At 53.9% G+C, this 17,863-nt stretch carries 23 protein-coding genes; 13 read left to right on the top strand and 10 right to left on the bottom strand.

The annotated features are described in order from the left end of the window. Positions 1 to 7 precede the first annotated feature (7 nt). The 3 genes from ACJO5Y_RS11150 to ACJO5Y_RS11140 are packed head-to-tail and all read right to left on the bottom strand — an operon-like array spanning position 8 to position 2,152. A complete protein-coding gene (locus ACJO5Y_RS11150; RefSeq protein ID WP_406987218.1) occupies positions 8 to 1,189 on the bottom strand; it encodes an AAA family ATPase in 1,182 nt (393 codons plus the stop codon). Positions 1,190 to 1,242: 53 nt separating this feature from the next. Beyond that, positions 1,243 to 1,548: a hypothetical protein gene (locus ACJO5Y_RS11145; protein WP_406987217.1), complete on the bottom strand. Its 306-nt coding sequence runs from the start codon at positions 1,546 to 1,548 to the stop codon at positions 1,243 to 1,245. A 31-nt stretch (positions 1,549 to 1,579) separates the two neighbouring features. Then, positions 1,580 to 2,152, bottom strand: coding sequence for a hypothetical protein (locus tag ACJO5Y_RS11140; RefSeq protein ID WP_406987216.1), 573 nt, complete (start codon positions 2,150 to 2,152; stop codon positions 1,580 to 1,582). A 177-nt stretch (positions 2,153 to 2,329) separates the two neighbouring features. Here ACJO5Y_RS11140 and ACJO5Y_RS11135 point away from each other — a divergent pair, with 177 nt between their 5' ends. The 6 genes from ACJO5Y_RS11135 (at position 2,330) to ACJO5Y_RS11110 (ending at position 6,247) form a co-directional block, all read left to right on the top strand. Next, entirely contained in the window at positions 2,330 to 3,088 is a 759-nt protein-coding gene (locus ACJO5Y_RS11135) for a TIGR01458 family HAD-type hydrolase (RefSeq protein ID WP_406987215.1), read from the top strand. A 53-nt stretch (positions 3,089 to 3,141) separates the two neighbouring features. Next, a complete protein-coding gene (locus ACJO5Y_RS11130; protein ID WP_406987213.1) occupies positions 3,142 to 3,597 on the top strand; it encodes a CopD family protein in 456 nt (151 codons plus the stop codon). 49 nt (positions 3,598 to 3,646) lie between these two features. Further along, positions 3,647 to 4,504, top strand: coding sequence for an ion transporter (locus tag ACJO5Y_RS11125; RefSeq protein ID WP_406987211.1), 858 nt, complete (start codon positions 3,647 to 3,649; stop codon positions 4,502 to 4,504). Positions 4,505 to 4,510: 6 nt separating this feature from the next. Next, positions 4,511 to 5,458 carry a DUF4124 domain-containing protein gene (locus tag ACJO5Y_RS11120; RefSeq protein WP_406987209.1) on the top strand — a complete coding sequence of 316 codons (948 nt, stop codon included), beginning with the start codon at positions 4,511 to 4,513 and terminating at the stop codon, positions 5,456 to 5,458. An 82-nt stretch (positions 5,459 to 5,540) separates the two neighbouring features. Continuing rightward, positions 5,541 to 6,008: a hypothetical protein gene (locus ACJO5Y_RS11115; protein WP_406987207.1), complete on the top strand. Its 468-nt coding sequence runs from the start codon at positions 5,541 to 5,543 to the stop codon at positions 6,006 to 6,008. Between the two features lie 77 nt (positions 6,009 to 6,085). Then, the gene (locus ACJO5Y_RS11110; RefSeq protein ID WP_406987204.1) at positions 6,086 to 6,247 is read left to right on the top strand and encodes a PFL_1563 family small protein; all 162 of its coding nucleotides are present in this window, start codon (positions 6,086 to 6,088) and stop codon (positions 6,245 to 6,247) included. 76 nt (positions 6,248 to 6,323) lie between these two features. On the opposite strand, the gene ACJO5Y_RS11105 is transcribed toward ACJO5Y_RS11110, so the two are convergent. Together ACJO5Y_RS11105 and ACJO5Y_RS11100 are read right to left on the bottom strand one after the other, a co-directional pair. Beyond that, positions 6,324 to 6,530 carry a cold shock domain-containing protein gene (locus ACJO5Y_RS11105; protein ID WP_406987203.1) on the bottom strand — a complete coding sequence of 69 codons (207 nt, stop codon included), beginning with the start codon at positions 6,528 to 6,530 and terminating at the stop codon, positions 6,324 to 6,326. 270 nt (positions 6,531 to 6,800) lie between these two features. After that, a complete protein-coding gene (locus ACJO5Y_RS11100; RefSeq protein WP_406987201.1) occupies positions 6,801 to 7,763 on the bottom strand; it encodes a DUF6635 family protein in 963 nt (320 codons plus the stop codon). 238 nt (positions 7,764 to 8,001) lie between these two features. On the opposite strand from ACJO5Y_RS11100, the gene ACJO5Y_RS11095 reads away from it, so the two are divergent. Genes ACJO5Y_RS11095 through ACJO5Y_RS11080 form a run of 4 tightly spaced genes read left to right on the top strand, consistent with a single transcriptional unit; the run spans position 8,002 to position 11,840 of the window. Next, positions 8,002 to 8,589 (top strand): GNAT family N-acetyltransferase, encoded by a 588-nt coding sequence (locus ACJO5Y_RS11095; protein ID WP_406987200.1) that lies wholly within the window; start codon positions 8,002 to 8,004, stop codon positions 8,587 to 8,589. 18 nt (positions 8,590 to 8,607) lie between these two features. Continuing rightward, complete coding sequence (locus tag ACJO5Y_RS11090) at positions 8,608 to 9,330, top strand: iron-containing redox enzyme family protein (RefSeq protein ID WP_406987199.1); 723 nt, start codon at positions 8,608 to 8,610, stop codon at positions 9,328 to 9,330. Further along, a complete protein-coding gene (locus ACJO5Y_RS11085; protein ID WP_406987197.1) occupies positions 9,323 to 10,612 on the top strand; it encodes an MFS transporter in 1,290 nt (429 codons plus the stop codon). Before ACJO5Y_RS11090 ends, ACJO5Y_RS11085 begins: the two co-directional genes overlap by 8 nt. A 34-nt stretch (positions 10,613 to 10,646) precedes the next feature. Continuing rightward, positions 10,647 to 11,840, top strand: a complete 1,194-nt coding sequence (locus ACJO5Y_RS11080; protein ID WP_406987196.1) for an aminotransferase class I/II-fold pyridoxal phosphate-dependent enzyme — start codon at positions 10,647 to 10,649, stop codon at positions 11,838 to 11,840. A 14-nt stretch (positions 11,841 to 11,854) separates the two neighbouring features. Here ACJO5Y_RS11080 and ACJO5Y_RS11075 read toward each other — a convergent pair whose 3' ends face one another. From ACJO5Y_RS11075 to ACJO5Y_RS11060, 4 genes are all read right to left on the bottom strand, one after another. Further along, positions 11,855 to 12,832: a GlxA family transcriptional regulator gene (locus tag ACJO5Y_RS11075; protein ID WP_406987194.1), complete on the bottom strand. Its 978-nt coding sequence runs from the start codon at positions 12,830 to 12,832 to the stop codon at positions 11,855 to 11,857. A gap of 97 nt (positions 12,833 to 12,929) precedes the next feature. Continuing rightward, positions 12,930 to 13,421, bottom strand: coding sequence for an MOSC domain-containing protein (locus ACJO5Y_RS11070; RefSeq protein WP_406987193.1), 492 nt, complete (start codon positions 13,419 to 13,421; stop codon positions 12,930 to 12,932). Continuing rightward, on the bottom strand, positions 13,414 to 13,959 hold the full coding sequence (locus ACJO5Y_RS11065; protein ID WP_406987192.1) for a nucleoside 2-deoxyribosyltransferase: 546 nt from the start codon (positions 13,957 to 13,959) through the stop codon (positions 13,414 to 13,416). The genes ACJO5Y_RS11070 and ACJO5Y_RS11065 overlap by 8 nt, the downstream gene beginning before the upstream one ends. A 102-nt stretch (positions 13,960 to 14,061) precedes the next feature. Further along, on the bottom strand, positions 14,062 to 14,988 hold the full coding sequence (locus ACJO5Y_RS11060; RefSeq protein WP_406987191.1) for a LysR family transcriptional regulator: 927 nt from the start codon (positions 14,986 to 14,988) through the stop codon (positions 14,062 to 14,064). A 141-nt stretch (positions 14,989 to 15,129) separates the two neighbouring features. Between ACJO5Y_RS11060 and ACJO5Y_RS11055 the strand changes: the two genes are divergently transcribed. Next, entirely contained in the window at positions 15,130 to 15,522 is a 393-nt protein-coding gene (locus ACJO5Y_RS11055) for a RidA family protein (protein ID WP_406987189.1), read from the top strand. A gap of 161 nt (positions 15,523 to 15,683) precedes the next feature. After that, positions 15,684 to 16,145, top strand: coding sequence for an SRPBCC family protein (locus tag ACJO5Y_RS11050; RefSeq protein ID WP_406987188.1), 462 nt, complete (start codon positions 15,684 to 15,686; stop codon positions 16,143 to 16,145). Positions 16,146 to 16,310: 165 nt separating this feature from the next. Here ACJO5Y_RS11050 and tenA read toward each other — a convergent pair whose 3' ends face one another. Then, a complete protein-coding gene (tenA, locus tag ACJO5Y_RS11045; protein WP_406987321.1) occupies positions 16,311 to 16,979 on the bottom strand; it encodes a thiaminase II in 669 nt (222 codons plus the stop codon). A gap of 146 nt (positions 16,980 to 17,125) precedes the next feature. Between tenA and ACJO5Y_RS11040 the strand changes: the two genes are divergently transcribed. Continuing rightward, on the top strand, positions 17,126 to 17,854 hold the full coding sequence (locus tag ACJO5Y_RS11040) for a ZIP family metal transporter (protein ID WP_406987187.1): 729 nt from the start codon (positions 17,126 to 17,128) through the stop codon (positions 17,852 to 17,854). Positions 17,855 to 17,863: the final 9 nt, after the last annotated feature.

Here is a 17,863-nt window from a genome sequence, read left to right as displayed (position 1 = left end):
GCTCTTCTTAATCCGCCCACTGCCAAGGCGGCTCATCCAACAATCCCTGCCCCAGAATAACCGTCTCGCCAAGATCCTTATTCAACGCAATAGAGTTGCAGTCACCATCCCCTTCCAGAGTGGCAACCAGGCGTGGCGCGTGGGAAACCACCCAAACCTGGGTTTCCCGCGATGCACGGATGATCAGGCGCCCCAGGGCCGGAAGCAAATCCGGGTGCAGGCTGGTTTCCGGCTCATTTAACACCAGCAGGGAGGGTGGTCTGGGCGTGAGCAACGCTGCCACCAACAACAGGTAGCGAAGCGTGCCGTCTGATAGTTCCGCCTGGTTTAAGGGGCGCAAGAGCCCATCCTGTAGAAACTGCAACAGGAAGCGGTTTCCGGAGTCCGCCTCAAAATTGATGGTTGCACCGGGAAACGCATCCTCAATCGCTTCGTACAAGGCTTGCCGGTCGCCAATCTCGTGTATGGTTCGCAGTGCGGCCACCAGGCTATGGCCGTCGTGATCAAGCACCGGGGTTCGTGTACCGATCTGCGGTGTGCGGATGATGGAGTGAGGGTCGGTTCTGAACTGGTCGTAGAAGCGCCAGTTGCGGATGGTTTGCCGGACGGCATGGACCTCAGGTACGGCAACTGGATCACTGATTTCGTTCAGGATGCTTTCGTAGCTATTGAGGTGGGCGTTATAGACCTCCCACTTGCGACCGGAGCGCACTTTCACCACCGGCCCGACCCGGTCGATCAGGCAGCTGCTGGGTCGGCAGACGTCACCAGCCCAGATGCATTCACGCTTTATCTCGGGGTCGAACTGGAACATGGACGGGTCTTGGTAACCTGCATATCCCTGCGGTGCCGGCATCCCCAATGAGATGGCGTAACCGAAGTCTTCGCCCACAAAGCCCAGCCTTAGGCGGGTGTTTTGTGTTTTGGCAGAGCCCTGAACGGGAGAGGAGCCGTCTTTCATGCCTTTGGTGAATTTCTCGGGCCCGGCCCAGAAGGTGTAATCGAGCCCGCCTTCCTGCGCAATCGATGAGATCAGGTTGCCTTTCGCGGTTTCAGCCAGCAATCGCAGTGACTTGTACAGGTTGGATTTGCCACAGCCGTTGGGCCCGGTAACTACGTTGAGGCCAGATAGGGGAGAGACAATGTTTTTCAGGCTGCGGTAGTTGGATACGGCAAATGCTTTGATCATAAGCTCAAGGTCTCTTAGGGGGGCTTCTGCCATAACCACCTCTGACCGATTACCTAAAATGCCGATAGGTAAATCGGCCGAACGAAATTTGCCGCGACCTGATTCCTGCAAGCCATACCATCAAATTGTAGTCGTTTATCTCGGAGGGCTTGAGCAACTTTATCGAGGGACTGTTTGAGCCAACCACGAGTGAACACCGACAGTCCCATCGTTAGCCCCATGACCAGTTCTTTCATGTTGGCGTTGCATTTGACGAGCTCTTCCATTGCTTGTTCGACCAGTTCGAGCGTCCTTTCGTTGAAGCTTTTCTTAACGGCGCGTAACTGGTTGTCATCGAAAAGAATATCGATAACGGTCATCAGGTCTTCCTTTTCCTGTCTGGATAGCATGTCAGTTTCCCTTGATTCCTTTCAGAACTTCCTCTTCGATTTCTTCCCAGCTGAAGCCATCCAGTACCAGTTGGCTGAACAGGTCAGGTTTGTTGGGAGAGGTGAGCATGATGGTTGTTTTTTCCGGGTTGAAAGCAATATATGCCGTAATCTCACCAACCTGCACAATCCTTAGCTCCTTCTGGTCGGCGGGTTCTAATATGATTCGGATAATGCCTTTGAGCTCCTCACGAAAGGTGGCATCTTTTACAACATCTACCTCCCGATTGAAGATCAGTTTGGGCGCCGTGTTCATTTGAATGGGGGGATTTCCCCAATCTTCGGGAGTGACGACAGACGCGTACAATCCTTTGTTGTCGTTGTATAGAATCAGTTCACCATTACTACCTACGAAAGTGGCGCCCGCCAACGTTGCTAATGGCAAATCAATTGGGTGGCCAACTCTGTTTACGGTGATGCTGGCGCCAGCGTCTCGCTGTTGAACAGCGGGAAGTTGTTTGAGCTCGGACGCAGAGCAAGCCTTTGTGGCGAAGCAAAGCGTGAGGACCACGCCGAGTCTGGTGAGGTGATTCATAGTTGATTCCGTTCGAGGGTAGTCATTCCATTGGGTGAAAGGCTAATGTGTGGTTGGTTAAGCCGTCAAGCCCCGCACCCGCTTGGCTGAGGTCAAGCAGGTGGCCTATCCCCTGGCGGCGTACCCGGATAAGCTCGATGAAGTAAGCAGCGGTCAACCGGAGGAGATCAAAACGCCATGCCACAGCCCAAGGGACTCTGTATCGACATTTCCGGTGTGCTTCACGAAGACGGTGAGGCGGTGACCGGCGCGCGGGATGCCATTGCCCGGGTACGCGCGGCCGGCGTGCCCGTCCGTTTTCTCACCAATACGTCTCGCAAGCCCTCCCGGGCTGTGCTGGAGCAGCTTCGGGAATTGGGGTTCGAGTCCACTGAGGAGGAGGTGCTCACGGCTCCGGCCGCTGTTGCACGCTACCTGAAGGCCCGGAATCTGAAACCCTGGCTGTTGGTGCATCCCGACGTCGAGGAGGAATTCGAATCGGCGCCGTTCTCGGATGCCGATGCGGTCGTGGTCTGTGACGCGGGTGAACGCTTCGATTATCGCCGGCTGGATCAGGCCTTCGGTTTACTGATGGAGGGCGTCCCCCTGCTGGCGGTGGGCATGAACCGTTACTTCAAGCAATCCGACGGCCTGCACCTGGATGCCGGCCCTTTCATTCGCGCCCTGGAGTATGCGGCCGGGGTGGAGGCCACCATCATTGGCAAGCCTGGCGAAGCCATGTTCCATGAGGCCTGTGACAGCATGGGATTGGCGCCGGGCGATTGCCTGATGATCGGCGATGATGTGGAAGCGGATATTGGCGGCGCCCGGAAGGCCGGGCTTGAGGCGGCGCTGGTGAAAACCGGCAAGTACCGGGAGTCCGATCGCGAGAGGGCCGAGGAACTCGGCGCCGGCGTTTTCGAGGATATCACCGCCGTGGTGTCACACTGGTTTTGAGGCGGAATGAAGCTTATCCTCATCACACACATTTTTCATTCGGGAATCGCTTTATGAGTCTGGCTGTCGCACTGCATGTTCTCTCTGCCGTTATCTGGGTTGGCGGTATGTTTTTCGCCTACATGGCCATGCGGCCGGCGGTGGTTGAGGTGATTGAGGCATCGCAGCGGGGCGTGCTCTGGTGTCACACCCTGTCCCGGTTTTTCCGGTGGGTATGGGCGGCCGTGATCCTGTTGCTGGTGACCGGTTACTGGATGATCTTCAGCGTGTTCGGTGGCATGGCGGGTGCCGGCTGGCATATCCACGTCATGCAGGGGCTGGGGATTGTGATGATCCTGATCTATTTTCACGTCTATTTTGCCCCCTTCCGGCGGCTGAAGCAGGCCGTTGCCAACCAGGACCCCCAGGAAGGCGGGCGCCAGGTGGGACAGATCCGCAAGCTGGTAGGCGCCAACCTGATTCTTGGGCTGATCGTGGTGGCGATTGGTGCCGGCGGCCGGTATCTGTAAGTCCATCGGAATCCCGGGATGTTGAATGACAGGTAAAGAGGCAGCGTAGATGGCGACAGAAAAACCGGGCAGCCTGGGAATCAAAAAGCGTCTGTTTCAAATCATTTTTGAATCAGACACCCGCTTGGCCAAAGGCTTTGATGTTTTTTTGGCTTTGCTGATATTTCTCAGCGTCGGGATTATTCTTCTGGACAGTGTTCCGGAATATCATGCCCGCTTCGGTGAGCTCTTTTATGCGCTGGAATGGGGTGTAACGCTGCTGTTCACTCTTGAACTCGGCCTGCGTATTTATTGTTTGGAGAAGCCGAAGCTCTATCTGAAAAGCTTTTACGGGGTTATTGATGTTTTGGCAGTCATGCCAACCTGGCTGGCACTTTTGTTCCCGGGTACGCAGACTCTCGTCGTATTGCGCTTGCTGCGTACCTTGCGCCTGTTCCGGGTGCTGGAAATGATGACGGTAGTGGGCGAGGGCCGGCTGCTGCTGGACGCACTGCTTCGCAGTCGGGCCCAGATCCTGCTTTTTCTGTTCACAGTGCTGATGCTCGTGACCATCTTCTCTTCGCTTCTCTATCTCATTGAGCCGGCCGAAGCGGGCTTTACCAGTATTCCTATATCCATTTACTGGGGAATCGTGACACTGACGACGGTGGGCTATGGCGATATAACGCCGGTTACGCCCTGGGGGCAGTTTATTTCCATGATGATCATGTTGACGGGCTACTCGATTATTGCGCTTCCCGTCGGCGTTTTTTCCGCGGAAGTTATTCGCACCCTGCGTGCGGAACGTTATTCCGATGAAGCCTGCCCGGGATGCGGTAAACATCGGCATGAAACCGACGCCAACTACTGTAAATATTGCGGTACCTGGCTTGATGAGGAGAAGCCCGAGCCGGGCGGCTCCGGGTGAAGCGCAATGTTTAAAAGGTTAAGGAAAGCCGTACATCCAGTCCTTGTGTTTTCGCTCTTTATGATCGCTGCAAACATAAGTTATGCAAAGATTTATAAATGGGTTGATGAAGACGGGAAGGTTCATTTCAGTGACCGGGAAGACCGCAGCGTTGATCAGGAAGTGGTCAACGTGAAGCCAGGCGCGTCGAAATGGTCGCGTTTTGATATCAGGATTAAAGCAGTCGATGTGGAGTTGAGCGACGAGGAGAGCCGGCAGATTGTTGACGGCGTGAACAATGTCTATGAGTTTTTTGATCGTGTGATGTCCTTTGACATGTACAGGACAGTGCCCGTTAATATATTGATTTTGAAGGATAGAACTGAGTACCGGAACTACCTTGTTCGCAAGAAAAAAGGCATGGCGGTTGCGTCGTACGGCGTGTATATATCGTCAGAACATCAGATAGTCGTTTATGTGCAGAAAAACAGAAGCCGCACCTTCAAAACGATCAAGCACGAGGTGAGTCACGCGGTCGTCGATACCATCGTTCCCTATGCGCCAGCCTGGTTGAATGAAGGGCTTGCCGAGCAGATGGAGGTGCTGGAGCGTGATCAAACGGGTTTGTATTTTCAGCGTCACGAGGACAACCGGCGGGTTGTCGCTCAGGCCCGTGAACAGGGCCGTTTGACGGGCATCGAACAGTTTTTGAAACTACCCAGCAATAAGTGGCGACATGCAGATATGTCGGGGGCCAGCAGCCTGCGGGCCCAGGCCGGCCAGTTCCTTGGTTTCCTACTTTCCAAGCCGACCCGCCGTAACTTTGTGGTGCGGCTGATGCACAATTTTAACCGGGGTGATCGTACCCTTGCGTATTACCTGGTGGATGATAATTACATTGGCGGGGTCAGTATGTTGGATTTGGACTGGAGACGTTGGTTGCACCAACAGGGTAAAGTGATCAACAGGCTTTAGCCTCCTGTCGTTGTTCTTGGTTGGGTATCGTTTCCTAAGAGGACTGGAATTTTCAATTTTTATTCAGAAGAGGTATTAGATAGTGCGATTCCCATTGCGATTTCAGGCCAGTGCCCTGCTGCTGGCTATGGTGATGCCACTGGCACAGGCCGCGGAGGATGACGGCGAGGCGACCGTAGAGTCATTGCGGCAGGAAGTTCAGAGCCTCAATCAGGAGCTGTCGGATTTCACCGCCGAGCGGCGGGAACGGTTGATGATGAACATCGAGGACGTGCTCGGCACCCTCGATGCCCGTGCCGCAACCCTGGAGAATCGCCTGCAGGAGGGCTGGGATGGGGCCGACAAGATAGCCCGGGCCCAGGCGCAGACTGCGCTGGCGTCCCTGCACCGGGAGCGGACACGGGTGGCGGAATGGCACCAGCGTATGCAGGACAGTGCCGATTTTACCTGGGAGTCCATGAAAGAAGGCTTCAACGACGCCTTCGACAAGCTCTCTGAGGCCTGGCAGAACGCAGAGCAGAGTGTCGGTCAGGCCCTCGAGGAGAACTGATCAACAATTTTTTCCTGTTTCGGATATGATGGTCGTTTGATGTTGGCGAACAAGCCAAATTTAACCTGGGGAATATGATGAGCAAGAAACCCGTAAAAGCTACGTTAACGACCGCCATGATTGAGGAGCAGACGGCTGCTTTTTTAAAGTCCGGCGGGGCGGTTGAGTATGTGGGCAAGGGTAAAAGTGGGCAATTTGCCTCTACAGGCTCAAAGCAGATTAATCTGAAAAGTGGCTAATGAATGGTACAGTTTTCGGTATTCAATAAAAAAGGCAGCCTGAGGCTGCCTTTTTACATCACGTATTGGCTGTTATTTACAGGCCAATAACGTTCTCTGCCTGTGGACCTTTCTGGCCCTGGGTCACGCTGAATTCAACTTCCTGGCCTTCGGCCAGAGTTTTGAAACCGCTACCCTGAATAGAGCTGTAGTGAACAAAAACGTCCGCGTCGCCTTCACGAGTAATAAAGCCAAAACCTTTTGCTTCATTGAAGAACTTAACGTTGCCTTTAACTGTAGACATAATAAATATCCTGAAATTAATCAATAATGTGCCGTCAAGAGATCGTTGTGATCCTTGATCAGCGGTATGCGGGAAACAAAAAAACGTGCGGAATCAAAAACAGGACAAAAGGTGTGGCAACACAAAAGGTCTTATTCGTGAAATGCTTTGCTAAATCTTTCCAACGAGAGAGACGGTACGCTAATTAAGAGGCATTGCATAGCATAGTTTTCAATTATTCGCTCAGTCCCATCCAGCCCGGGGCAACCGGTGTTTGTCGAGCGCCGTGAGCTAGAGTAAACCCGATCTGATCATGTCGAACGTGTCCAGAATCCGCGCCACAAACTGGTCTTTCGGGCGAAAGCTGCTTTGAGTGCTGAGTGACACGTCCCTCTGCAGGTGATCCAGTAGCTTGTGCAGGCGCCGGCGATGCAAACCGACCGCCGCCTGTACGGGATCGAAGATAACACCGGACAAGGCCGCAAACGCCGCCAATGCGGCCATCACAGCGACCATAACGATGGCCGTCGTCGCCAGCGAAGGCTCCGGTGGGAATACGCTGTAGTACCACCCGCCGATGGTTTCACCCAGGATAAAGTCCCTGGCGGCCAGGGTCTTTGCGACCATGGACGCAAGCACCACTCCGAGCCCGATACCACCCGGGGTAAACTTCTGGAACGCAAACGCGCCCAACACCGTGCATGAAATACTGTTGGTGATATCGGCAGACGCCGTGCGGGTCACCCGGTACTGGCTGAGCGCGTCCGCGACCAGCGGTTCAATCAACCTGCTGAACCGCTGGTGATCGACCGGCTCACAGGTATGGCGCTCATAGACCGCCTCCAGCGCCTCAATCAGATAGCTCTCCAGCAGTGGGTCTTCCTGACCATTGTTCAACAGGTCCACCAGGATCAGGTGCGAGATGTGTTGTTGTACGCGGGTGGTAAAACCGGCAGCGACACGATTTACCAAACCGTGCAGCCACATCAGGCCTGTTCGTTTGGGAGCCAGAATTTTCACCAGGCAGGCCAGGGCGTACACCGGCGCCCATAGTAGATTGATGGGTGCCCGTAACATGTCCCATCCCAGCGCCATCCGGTTGGTTGCGATGGCTCCGGGGTAGTGGAAATGACGATCAATAAACGCCGGTACCCGCGCCCGGCAGTCGTCAAAGTAGCGCTCGATGCCTGCGCGGATTGCCTGGTCTATCTCAACTTCGGAGACGTTTTGTTCGGGTGATGTGACCGTGTGCATAGTGACAGGCGTGTCTGCAGGCGAGTGAGTGTCTGGCGCATTAAACCGCAATTGAGCAAGCCGGGCCACTCTTGGAGGTATTTATGGGACTGATCCAGCGTACCCAGGGGGCGCCATCGGGCTCTCCCGCCCTTCTTCGGTTACACAGCTTGTCATCTTTCCGCCGCATTTGAGTCCGTTTTTAGCCTTTTTGGGCATTAAAAACAATTGCAGCATAAGGCAATAAAAGGAGCTGAAAATGCAAATGAATTATTCGTGGATTGACTCTCCCTTGGTAATTGATGTCATTGGTGATGACCTTTGGAGCCTGTTAAGAAGCACTGCTCAAGATGAGGCCATTCTGGGTTTTAGCGATGAAGCAGATAGCGCTGACAAATCGGTTTATCTAAATAATCTAAAGCACATCTTAAAAGGCCGTGGGCACTTACTGGTTGGCAGCATCGAAGGTCAGATTATTGTGACCTGCTTGCTTATCCAACAATCGCTGCAAACGACGAACCATCTCGCGGAGTTACAGAAAGGCGTGATTGCAAACGCTTATCGAGGAAAGGGGTATTTAGAGGAGGCTCTCCAACGCATTGTAATTAAGTCAAAGGAAATTGGCGTCAGTCGACTAACGCTTGATGTTCGAGAGGGAACGGTCGCACACAAGCTGTGGTCGTATTGGGGGTTCGAATCTTTTGGCGTACTGGATGACTACGCTCGCCACAATGGCAAATCGTATCGTGGCCATTTCATGCACCAATCTGTTGATGATCTTGAGAGAAAACTGAGCTGTCCAAAATACTCGAAAGAGAAAACATTCAGCAATGTGAAATCAAGCTAATACTGTGAGGAATCTAATATGCTGAAAACCCGAGATGAATTTCGAAATGAACTTGAAGAAAAGCTACATCAAAAGCTCACCCTTAGCCATCCTTTATTTTCTCTATTGTTGGATGAGAATAGCGCAGATAAAGAGCTCCTAAAAAGGGTTTCTCTCCAGGGCTATCAGCTTACAAAACACTTCTTGACCTACATTGAACATCTTTTCTTCTATTGTCCGATGGAAAAACACAAGCGGCGACTTCTTTTTAACATGTTCGAAGAGGAGACGGGCAGGTTGTCGAGGACAAAAAACCACGTTGAGCTAATGCAGGATTTCATTAAAGCATTAGGTATCAGTAATCAGGAACGGGACGCTGCGGTTGCCCTTCCCGCTACTCAAGAGCTAATAGATTTCAGAATGGAAGCTTGTACCAATACTGACCGGTACCACATTGGCGCAGCAGCGGTGTTGATCGCCAGTGAAGGCCAGAATCTTGAGACCCTGGGCGAGGAAGCGAGACACACAATCCTCGGTCGAGTGTTTGGGCTGAAAGAGTCGGACATGCTGTTTTTCTCTGTCCACCAGAAGGAGGATGTTGGGCATGTGCAGCAAGGGCTCGATCTCGTGGCGGATCTATGTACAACCGAAAAAATGCAGCAAGAAGCTCTGGAGTCCGTGAACCACACCTGCAACCTTTTCTACGGCATGTATCAAGGCATCTACGACACGATCGAGACAGAGGAACCCTCGTATGCCTGAATCAAGCAAGGTGAACACTGCTGGCGTAATGTGGGGTGTCGCACTGATTGGCTTCATCGTTATGTTTCTAAGCTCCTCTATTAAAGGAACATACCAAATATACTTTCGCGATTTGGCCGATTTTTTTGGCGTTGGCAGAGGTGCTTTTGCCTTGTCCGGGGCTCTGTTTGGGCTGAGCCTTGGACTTTTTTCTCCAATTGCAGGTGCGGTGTGTGACCGATATGGCCCGTACTTGTGTTTGCTCTCAGGGGGTGCGGTAGCCTCACTAGCGTTCTTCCTTCTCGGCAATGCCAGCGAGTACGGAGTATTCCTCTTTGCATACGGCGTTCTTGCCGCATATGCATTAGCGGCATTAAGTTTTGTCCCTGTGGGGATACTGATTGATAGGGTTTTCACCCGGCGTCACAAGGGATTGATCTTTGCAGCCGTTAGCAATGGTGTGGCAATAGGATTCATTGTCCTTTCTCCATTATGGGTATGGTTGAATAACTGGATGACTTGGAACAGTCTTTCAAACTACCTCGCCATCGCTTTCGCATTGCTCATAACCATACCTGTTCTTCTCGTAAGCCGAGTCTTCCCGGTCCCCGGTGACACAAGCGCAATTGAGCAGAATAAAAATTCCGATAAGGTCAGCGCACACCTGAGGAAACCTTTGTTTTTGCTACTCGCCATGAGTTTCGCTGGATGTGGTTCTTCAATGGCGTTCATTGATATCCATCTGGTGCCACTCGTCCAGGAACGAACGCTTTCGCTGGGTGGGGGAGGAACATCCACGGTTGCGCTGATGCTCAGTGTTTTGGGTCTATTCGAGCTGGTAGGTGCGGTAGTCGTCGGTTATATCGCCGGCAAACTCAATGTTTCCCGGTTGCTCGCGATTCTCTACGGTGCGCGCGCCTTATCCCTGGGAATGCTCTCTGTTACACATTCCCCGGCTCTCTTCATCCTCTTTGCCGTACTGTTCGGGCTGACGTACATGGGAACAGTCATCCTGACCTCCATGATTTGCTTGAATTGTTATGGTCCAAAGATAAAAGGAAAAATGTTTGGATTGCTATTCAGTGTTCACCAAGTAGCCGTCTTCCTAACCGCTTGGCTTGGAGGTTTTGCTCGAGATGTAACGGGTGATTACACGCTGACGACGCTAGCTGTAACGACTGTGTGCCTCCTGTCAGTGTTTGCAGCACTGTCTCTCAAGGGTATCAAGACAAGCCAGAGCAATCTTGCTGTAGAGCCGGAACCTAACCGCATTGCTGAACGGGCCGTAACTGAAAATCAGTGATGATATTTCATCCGAAAAATGGACAGGATTTACTATGACCCATTCCCATGAGACCACAGAAGCTTTACACCGGTCGCTCGCCTACGGGCAAGATGCTCACTCTGAACCACTCTATATAACATCTGCGTACGACTTCGAGTCTGCAGAGGAGGCGAGTGATCGCTTTAACAATCGCGCTCCGGGCAACGTATATTCACGGTTTACCAACCCATCGGTGACGAATTTCGAACGTCGGCTGGCCATAATGGAAAAAGCAGAGGAAGCCGTAGCAACCAGTTCGGGCATGGGGGCGTACCTTGCGCTTGCAATGGCTTACCTGAAACAAGGTGACCACGTCTTAATGGGAAATGGGATTTTTGGTTCAACCGCCCACTTGTTTAGGCACTACTTCTCGCAGTTCGGCATCACCTGCCAACCGCTCCCATTAACGGCAACCGCCGCATGGCGCGAGGCTATCCGTCCTTCCACACGGATGATGATATTAGAGACTCCGGGCAATCCGACCATGGAAGTCGCGGACATCATGGCGCTGTCCGAGATTGCGACGAGTGCCGGCATATTATTGGTTATCGACAACACGATACTCTCGCCGATTTATCAAAAGCCTTTAACGCTGGGCGCTGATCTCGTTATTCAGTCGGCAGGGAAATTCATTGATGGTCAAGGCCGTTGCGTTGGTGGTGCAGTCGCTGGAAGCAGCAAATTAATTGCGCCGATAAAAACTGCGCTTCGCAGTGGCGGTATGAGTTTGGGTGCGTTTGATGGATGGCTACTTTCAAAAAGTCTTGAGACGTTACATGCTCGAATGCTGATGCATGAAACCAACGCATTGCATGTAGCGCGATATTTGCAGGAACATCCTGAAGTCAATCAAGTCCATTACACAGGTTTGCCCGATCGCGTCGATAAGGCGCTCGTGAATCGGCAACAGACCGGTCATGGGGGGTTGCTCAGCGCAGAAGTAAAAGGAGGGCAAAGAGCTGCATGGCAATTTATCAATCACCTTTCGAAGGTTTCACGCTGTACTAATATTGGCGATGCGAAAACAATGATTACGCATCCGTGGTCTACAACTCATTGCCGGTATAGCCATGCTGAGAAGCTAGAGGCAGGTATTACGCCAGGCTTAATACGCCTATCGATCGGCCTGGAGTTTCCAGACGACATTATCGCTGACCTGGACAGTGCATTTTCGAAAACCTACCTGCAAGAGAGGGATTCAGCATGAAGCGTCTTGTGAGGTCACGGGGCCACCTCGTCTTGATTGTCATGACGACTGGACGTGCGTCGTTGACTGGGTGGGTAGTCAAACTTTCTGCCCCATGCGTCTCTAAAAGTCTTGGTGCTTTGAAAACCAGCGAGCTCTGCCACCCATTCGATCGAGTGATTCGTGGATTTTAGTAACTGATCGGCCTTCTGAATTCGCTGCTCGTTCACGTACTGCTTGAATGTCACGCCCGTTGCTTGACGAAACAACCGCTGGAAGTGGCGGGCTGAAATATTGAGTTGGCGCGCGACTGACTTCGCAGTTAACGGCCGATTATGTTTGCTGGCAATAATATCCTGCGCCTCGTGAATCGTCGGGTGGACGTGATCGCGATAAAGAAATTGCGGTGCAATCTGAGGATCATCCCCCATTCGTCGGCTACACACGACCATTTCTCTGGCAACAGCAACGCCAGCATCAGGGCCGACGATTTCGGTGATGAGGTGCAGGGTTAGATCGATGCCGGCACTGACACCTGCCGAGGTATATAAACCCTGATCCTCGACAAACATACGCTCCTGAAGGACCTCAGCATTCGGGAATTCTTCGGCCAGCCGCCTTAGCTGCCGATGATGCGTTGTGCATTTTCGGCCATCTAATAGCCCGGCTGCACCGAGCATGAAAGATCCGGTACAAACGCCAATCAGCCGTGCGTTCTGCCTATCCATTTCTTGCAGCCAATCAAGAACTTCTTGATTCAGCCCTGGATCTATTTTTCCAGCGCTAAGTTTCATGCCCGGAATAAAAATTAGACTTCCCGGTTGGACTACCTCCGGAAGTGCCGACATTGTGGAAAGGGCCAAACCTTGCCAGCTAGAGACCGTTTGTTGGTGGCTGATGTAGTGGCAGCGAAATTGTTCTCCCTGTAGCTCGTTGCAGTCTGCCAGTGCTTGGGCCGGGCCTGATAAATCCATCAGATGAATGTTGGGCAAAATCAGGAAGTAAACGTCCATTTACGTCGCTCGCGTCAGAAAAATAGTGCAGTATAGCCGCTTCGGAACTTGTTGAGCCGCTTCGTCGTTGACTTGCTGGGTAGTCAAACTTTCTGCCCTATAGACAGGCCTGTACGTTGTCACCAAGGGCCACCTCACCTCCTTCAACCACTCGCGTAGTAATCCCCCCATGCCCGCGCATGGCGTTGTAACCGCCCGGCCCGAGTGCGGTCTCCATTTTACTGCAGGGGTGGCACAGGCCCGTGTATTCCAGCACCACACTGCCGATCCGGAACCGTTTGCCTTTCAGGGCCAGCAGGTTCAGGCCCGAGACCACAATGTTGCGCCGGAATACCTCGGGTCCAATGGCTTCCCACCCCAGGCAGGAGGCAATGGCATGCAGGTGCTCTTTCTGGATCAGGGTCACCTGCCGTTTACTAGTTTCGCGGCCCTCGAATCGATCACCTTCCAGGCCCTTGCCGGGGGTGACCGTCACGCTATCGAGCGCTTTCATGGCCTCGCCACGGGCAGGGCGGATGCCAATCCATTCCACCCGGCCGCATTGGGGGAGGGTGTCGAGCAAAGTTTGCAGTGGGGTTGGTTCAGTCATGGGCGAGCGCCTGCACACAGCGGCGGAACAGCTCCGCCGAGAAAAACCGGTGTTCGCCTGGCAGCTCTGCCACGAATAGCTGACCACCGGAATCGCGGATTCCACCCTCAATCATCAGGTTGTCACTCAGCTCAAAGTCCTCAATCGTGTGGCCCAGTTCATCCAGATCGGTGGAGCCTGCCCGTTCCCGATAGCGCCGGCTGTCCAGGGTGAATCCGAAGGCGGGCTTGCCCTGGCCGATCATGTAGCCGACTTCGAACACGGTGCCCGGGTCCGCGCTGATGCCGCGGAACGGTGTCAGGTTGGCGATGATGGCATCGCAGCTGTCCATCAGTTCGCGGTTGGCCTGGTAGATGCGGTGGCCGCGATCGGGTTTTGCTTCGTCCTCTGAAAACGCCAGCTCGGTGTCCAACGGGTCTACGCCTTCAAACCCGACCTCCCGCAGCAGGCGTTTTTTCTCGGCGACGATGGCCTGGTGTTCCCCGGTCGGAAAGAAGACTTCGGGGCCGGCAAGGTAGATGCGTTTTGGCCGTGTCATAGGTGCCTACTCCTCATAAGTCATCTTGCGGGGCACATCCGTTGTGATCAGCACCAGGCTGTCCAGACTGCTGAGATCCTCTCATGTCGAACGAGCGAAACATTACTTTCTCCGGCTGACAACCATAGGCGCATTCAGCGCCATCAAATCGGCGATCCAATCAATGAACACGCGCAGCTTGGCGCTTACGTGCCGATTCGGTGGAAAGGCTACGTACATCGGCATCGGGTCTAGGTGCCAATCATCAAACAAGCGAACCAGTTCGCCGCGAGATACGTGCTCCCTGGCCATGTAATCAGGAATCCAAAGTACTCCGAGACCAGCCAGGCCCGCCGCAAGACAGGCATTACCGTCGTCGACCGCGATCTTATAGCGCCCCTGTACTTTGACCGTCTCTCCGTTACGGTGCATGGCGTAGGAAGAGCCCAGGCCGGCACGTGCCCATCTGAAGCCTACAATGTAGTGAGGGGGAGCTGATAGTTCTTGCGGATGTGAAGGTAAACCTGCACTTTCCAGATAGCTCGGGGCTGCGTAAACGCCAAGGCTCAGGTCGCCTACGCGACGTGCCACCAACGATAAATCGGTAATCTCCCCGCCGCGCACCACACAGTCCACGCTTTCATCAATCAGATCCACCATGCGATCACTCACGCCCATGTCGAGTTGAATATCGGGATACTGGGCATGAAACGCGGGCAATGCTGGTATCAGGATCATTCGAGCCAAAGGGCTGGGCACATCCACTCTCAGGCGGCCACGGGGCAACACCGAGACGCTGGACAAGCTGGTTTCGGCATCATCCATATCGGCCAGAAGCTTTATGACGCGCTCGTAGTAGGCTGCACCGTCAGCCGTTACGTTAACCTTGCGTGTGGTTCGGTTGAGCAACTTGACACGCAGCCGCGCCTCTAATTGCTGCACGAGTTGCGTCACGCTGGTCTTGCTCATGTGAAGCGTCTCGGCTGCCTTGGTGAAGCTGCCGGTTTCCACCACCCGAGCAAATGCCTGCATCGCGTTGAAACGGTCCATTTGTGGTCCAACTATCAAATGATTGTTTGGATTATACGAACAGTGTTGATCAGGATTCACGGTTTATCTGCCATCAATGCGGATCTAAAGTGACTCCATCGTAAACAAAAGGTCAACTTCGACCTGCTGATGGAGGTACACATGGCTAAGCGTGACGTAGTTTTCCCCCCGGGCCGCCAGGATCTTTATGAACAGAATGCCTATTCCGCCGCCGTCCGCTCGGGCGACTTTCTGTTTGTGTCGGGCCAGGTCGGCAGCCGTGAAGACGGCTCACCCGAGCCGGACTTCGCCGCTCAGGTGCAGCTCGCCTTCGATAACCTGCGGAGTGTCCTGGAAGCGGCGGGTGCAAGCTTCGACGATATCATTGACATGACGAGCTTCCATACCGACCCCGAAGCCCAGTTCCCTACTGTGATGGAAGCCAAGGCGCGGGCGTTTCCGGAGAAACCCTACCCGAACTGGACGGCGGTCGGCGTAACATGGTTGGCGGGCTTTGATTTCGAAATCAAAGTCATTGCGAGACTGCCCGGATAGTGTCAACAACGGTGAGTTGCGATAGATTTTTCAGTGTCGATTTCGGGAAGCCTCATCCGACTACCCGGATAGGAACAAACGTGTTCCGGAGCTTCCCGGCGGAAGCCGGGTTCATTTGCTACTGTCAGTTGACTGACTAACAGGATGACAAGGAGATTGGCATGTCCAACGAAACAGGCACGGTTCGCTTACACCGGGTACTGAGAGCCCCGGCCGAGCGGGTTTATAAGGCGTTTACGGATCAAAGCGCTCTGGAGCGCTGGCTTCCTCCCTACGGATTTACGGGTAAGGTCCACGATGCGGTGGATGCCCGCGTTGGCGGTGGCTACCGGATGTCGTTCACAAACTTCGGTACCGGCAACCATCATTCCTTCATGGTCGAATACGTTGAGCTGGTGCCGAACCAGCGTATCCGGCACACGGACCGTTTCGATGACGAAAATCTGGCCGGTGAAATGATGGTTTCCATTGATCTCGAGTCGGTGTCCTGTGGAACGGATATTCGTATTGTTCAGGAAGGGATTCCCGCGCTTATTCCTGTGGAAATGTGCTACCTGGGGTGGCAGGAGTCACTTGAGCAGCTTGCCAGGCTCGTTGAACCGGAGATTCCCGACAACGGTTGAAGTAAGAAATAAAACGATCCCTGAGCCGAATAATTGCCATATTCGGCTCATCATTTGATCCAGAGAACGCCCTCGGCATCCTCGTGTCGGGCACGGGCACGGGCACGGGCACGGGCACGGGCGCGATGTGGGGCAACTGGAAGGGTTAATCCCCCGTCAGGCGCATTAGTCGCTCAGGTTCAACCCCATGTCCCAGAAATCGATTTCCAGACGGGTTGCGTCCCGGAAGATTCGGGTCAGTTGTTCGAACCGGGCGGGGGACACGTCGGCCAGTCGTTCATCCAGCCAGTGAATCTCCGCCTGCATGGCGTCCTGGAACTCGTCGCTTTCATACATGGCGATCCAGGCATCGTAGGGGTTGGCTTCGCCCCGAATGGTGTCCGCTCGTTGGTTCAGCCAGTTGGCAATCTCGCCATAGCCCACCATGCAGGGGGACAGGGCGACATGCAGGTCCAGCAGGTCGCCGCGGTTGCCGGTATCGAGCACATAGCGTGTGTAGGCGAGGGTGGCGCGGGCTTCTGGCAGGTTGGCCAGTTCGTTCTCTGAAATCCCCCACTCGTTGCAGTAACGGATGTGCAGGTCCAGCTCGGTATCCAGGATGGCCTGCAACCCGTCTTTGGCTTGCCGAAGGTCCGACAGGGTCGGGCTTTTGTAGGCGGCCAGTGCAAAGGCGCGGGCAAACTGGATCAGGAACAGGTAGTCCTGTTTCAGGTAATGCTGGAACGCCTCCGGGGTCAGTGAGGCATCGCCCAGCTGCCGAACAAAGCTGTGCTCGATGTAGTCACGCCATTCGGTTGGGCAGTTTTTTTTGAGGTCTTCAAACTGATAGGGCATGGAGTTGCTCTTCTGATGCATTTAACCGCATTATTCCAAAACTCAATCGGTTGCTGGTGTTGCCAGGGTCTCAGTTTGCCCGGCGGGGTTTGAGTATGGAAGCGTTGTTTAACTGACGGAAATAGAGAATAAGGTAGGTATTGTGCATGGTTCCGATGCTGGAAACGAACGGCCTGCTGCAGATTGTTCTGCTGACGCTCATGGCGGGGCTGGCAATGCCCCTGGGGGCGGCGATTGCCTCTGTTGAGAGGATTCACCCGCGCTGGCTGGAAACGGAGGTTCGTCACAGTGTGATCGCTTTCGGCGGAGGCGCGTTGCTGGCAGCCGTCGCGTTGGTTCTAGTGCCTGAGGGCACCAGCAATCTGCCTTTGCCCGCGATTGTTGCGTGCTTTGCCGCTGGCGGAATCACGTTCATGGGTTTGGATATGTGGTTATCGGCAAACGATACCCCGGCAAGCCAACTGGTGGCGATGCTTTCCGATTTTGTGCCCGAGGCCCTGGCGTTGGGCGCAACGTTTTCGGTCTCCAGTGAGGGTGGGGTTCTGCTGGCAGGCATCATTGCCCTTCAGAACGTTCCGGAGGGGTTCAATTCCTATCGCGAGTTGAAGAGAGCGACCCATTACCGCAACCGGCAAATCGTTGGAGGATTTGCCCTTATGGCGCTGTTAGGGCCGGCTGCGGGTGCTGTCGGGTACTTTCTGCTGTCGGATGCCCCACAGGTTGTGTCCGGTATTATGCTGTTTGCGGCGGGGGGCGTTCTGTACATCATCTTTCAGGATATTGCGCCGCAGGCAAAGCTCAAGAGGCATTGGGCGCCGTCACTGGGTGCGCTGGCGGGTTTTCTGCTCGGCGTTGTGGGAAAAGTTTTGGTATAAGGTTCTGAA

This window comes from Marinobacter alkalisoli (genome assembly GCF_045449855.1).
In the GTDB taxonomy this organism is placed as follows: Bacteria; Pseudomonadota; Gammaproteobacteria; order Pseudomonadales; family Oleiphilaceae; genus Marinobacter.
This window is presented reverse-complemented; position numbering and strand designations above follow the sequence as displayed.

Bases quoted from the DNA above. Each gene is read 5' to 3' on its own strand.
- ACJO5Y_RS11150 (WP_406987218.1), bottom strand. From the start codon at position 1,189: ATGATCAAAGCATTTGCCGTATCCAACTACCGCAGCCTGAAAAACATT.
- ACJO5Y_RS11145 (WP_406987217.1), bottom strand. From the start codon at position 1,548: ATGACCGTTATCGATATTCTTTTCGATGACAACCAGTTACGCGCCGTT.
- ACJO5Y_RS11140 (WP_406987216.1), bottom strand. From the start codon at position 2,152: ATGAATCACCTCACCAGACTCGGCGTGGTCCTCACGCTTTGCTTCGCC.
- ACJO5Y_RS11135 (WP_406987215.1), top strand. From the start codon at position 2,330: ATGCCACAGCCCAAGGGACTCTGTATCGACATTTCCGGTGTGCTTCAC.
- ACJO5Y_RS11130 (WP_406987213.1), top strand. From the start codon at position 3,142: ATGAGTCTGGCTGTCGCACTGCATGTTCTCTCTGCCGTTATCTGGGTT.
- ACJO5Y_RS11125 (WP_406987211.1), top strand. From the start codon at position 3,647: ATGGCGACAGAAAAACCGGGCAGCCTGGGAATCAAAAAGCGTCTGTTT.
- ACJO5Y_RS11120 (WP_406987209.1), top strand. From the start codon at position 4,511: ATGTTTAAAAGGTTAAGGAAAGCCGTACATCCAGTCCTTGTGTTTTCG.
- ACJO5Y_RS11110 (WP_406987204.1), top strand. From the start codon at position 6,086: ATGAGCAAGAAACCCGTAAAAGCTACGTTAACGACCGCCATGATTGAG.
- ACJO5Y_RS11105 (WP_406987203.1), bottom strand. From the start codon at position 6,530: ATGTCTACAGTTAAAGGCAACGTTAAGTTCTTCAATGAAGCAAAAGGT.
- ACJO5Y_RS11100 (WP_406987201.1), bottom strand. From the start codon at position 7,763: ATGCACACGGTCACATCACCCGAACAAAACGTCTCCGAAGTTGAGATA.
- ACJO5Y_RS11095 (WP_406987200.1), top strand. From the start codon at position 8,002: ATGCAAATGAATTATTCGTGGATTGACTCTCCCTTGGTAATTGATGTC.
- ACJO5Y_RS11090 (WP_406987199.1), top strand. From the start codon at position 8,608: ATGCTGAAAACCCGAGATGAATTTCGAAATGAACTTGAAGAAAAGCTA.
- ACJO5Y_RS11085 (WP_406987197.1), top strand. From the start codon at position 9,323: ATGCCTGAATCAAGCAAGGTGAACACTGCTGGCGTAATGTGGGGTGTC.
- ACJO5Y_RS11080 (WP_406987196.1), top strand. From the start codon at position 10,647: ATGACCCATTCCCATGAGACCACAGAAGCTTTACACCGGTCGCTCGCC.
- ACJO5Y_RS11075 (WP_406987194.1), bottom strand. From the start codon at position 12,832: ATGGACGTTTACTTCCTGATTTTGCCCAACATTCATCTGATGGATTTA.
- ACJO5Y_RS11070 (WP_406987193.1), bottom strand. From the start codon at position 13,421: ATGACTGAACCAACCCCACTGCAAACTTTGCTCGACACCCTCCCCCAA.
- ACJO5Y_RS11065 (WP_406987192.1), bottom strand. From the start codon at position 13,959: ATGACACGGCCAAAACGCATCTACCTTGCCGGCCCCGAAGTCTTCTTT.
- ACJO5Y_RS11060 (WP_406987191.1), bottom strand. From the start codon at position 14,988: ATGGACCGTTTCAACGCGATGCAGGCATTTGCTCGGGTGGTGGAAACC.
- ACJO5Y_RS11055 (WP_406987189.1), top strand. From the start codon at position 15,130: ATGGCTAAGCGTGACGTAGTTTTCCCCCCGGGCCGCCAGGATCTTTAT.
- ACJO5Y_RS11050 (WP_406987188.1), top strand. From the start codon at position 15,684: ATGTCCAACGAAACAGGCACGGTTCGCTTACACCGGGTACTGAGAGCC.
- tenA (WP_406987321.1), bottom strand. From the start codon at position 16,979: ATGCCCTATCAGTTTGAAGACCTCAAAAAAAACTGCCCAACCGAATGG.
- ACJO5Y_RS11040 (WP_406987187.1), top strand. From the start codon at position 17,126: ATGGTTCCGATGCTGGAAACGAACGGCCTGCTGCAGATTGTTCTGCTG.